Raw genomic sequence first — 1,354 nt, 5'->3', positions numbered from 1 at the left:
TCCCAGCGAACGCTGGGATCCAGCCCGTAGGATGGGTAAAGCGAAGCGCAACCCATCTTTGCCCCCCATCCCGCCCCGCGCTCCACACACCCGTCATCCCAGCGAACGCTGGGATCCAGCCTTTCAGGCTTCCGCCCTCAAGACGTCCCACGTCCATCGCCACCCAAGCGACGGCCACCCCCTCAGAACGCGCGATACGGCCGTTCCCGCAGCCACAAGGTCGCCAACCACTTCTCGCCGGCGACGACCGGCTCGCCGGCGTGCAGCGACTCCGGATCGGCCTTGCCGCTCGCGTCGAGGTTGTCGAACACCACCGCCTGGCCGGGCACCGGCGACACGCTGAGCCCGGCGCGCGGGAAAGCCGTGGCGCCGCCTTCCTCCACGGCGTTGAGGTACACGCAGATCGTCCGCCGCCGATTGCCGGCCGCCGGGTGGTCGGCCGCGAGCGTCGACGGCGGCAGGTAATCGCGATGCGGGCGGTATTCCTGGCCCGGCGCATAGCGCAGCACGATCAGCTGCTCGGCGTTGATCAGTTCCATGCCCGCGGCGCGGGCGATGCGCAACTGCACCAGGCGCAGCGCGAAATCCTCGTTGAGCGGGTCGAAGCTGGCGTCACTGCTGCTGCGGATGGGGTGGTCGACCGCCGCGCCGGTGACCGGGTCGACCGTCATCGAACGGCGCAACTGCGGATGCGCGCTGGCGACCAGCAGGCGGCATTCGTCGGCCGACAGCAGCGCCTCCACGCGTCCCACGCGCGGCGTCGTCGCCAGCGCCACGGTCGGCGGCGGCGACAGCGCGTCTTCCAGGGTCAGCGTGCCGGGCGCGGCCTCCGGTTGTGCCGGGATGGCGGCCTCGATCGACGGCAGGCGCGGCACCCCCAGCGGGTCGAGCTGCGCCCACAGCGCCTCGGCCGATTCGAGCTGCACCGGGCAACCCTCGCCCCTGGCGAGGCGCTCGGCGAGCAGCTGCGCGGCGACCACGTCGCCGCCGTCGGCCGCGGCCTGCAACAATTGCAGGCAACGCGTCTGGTCGGCGGGATCGGGCTTGCGGCCGAAATGGATCGCCACCGCACGCAGCGCGGGCGGCAGGCGGTGCTGGACGGCCAGCATCATGCGCGTGTTGATCCGCGCGTCGCGGGGCAGCGCGGTGCCGCCCAGTGCGACCAGGGCCAGCAGGTACGCCGCGCCCGGGTGTCCGGCCGCTTCGGCCTGCTGCAGCCAGTTCACGGCCTCCGCCGCGTCGGCCGGGCCGTCGATGCCGTGCAGGCGCATGCGCGCCAGTTCCAGCTGCGCGCCCGGATGCCCCAGCGCCGCCGCTTCGCGGTAGCGCGCCGCGGCGGTGTCCAGGTCGCGGG

Annotated in this window: 1 protein-coding gene; it reads right to left on the bottom strand. The window is 73.2% G+C overall.

Going from position 1 to position 1,354, the window contains the following annotated elements; genetic code table 11:
* Positions 1-182: 182 nt before the first annotated feature.
* Positions 183-1,354: 2OG-Fe(II) oxygenase (locus FKV25_RS11585; protein WP_141518963.1), on the bottom strand; the 1,172-nt coding region annotated here is incomplete at its 5' end.

Origin of the sequence: Marilutibacter aestuarii (genome assembly GCF_006546775.1) — a bacterium.
Classification (GTDB): domain Bacteria; phylum Pseudomonadota; class Gammaproteobacteria; order Xanthomonadales; family Xanthomonadaceae; genus Marilutibacter; species Marilutibacter aestuarii.
The sequence above is the reverse complement of the archived record's forward strand: the minus strand, read 5'-3'. Positions and strand labels throughout refer to the sequence as shown.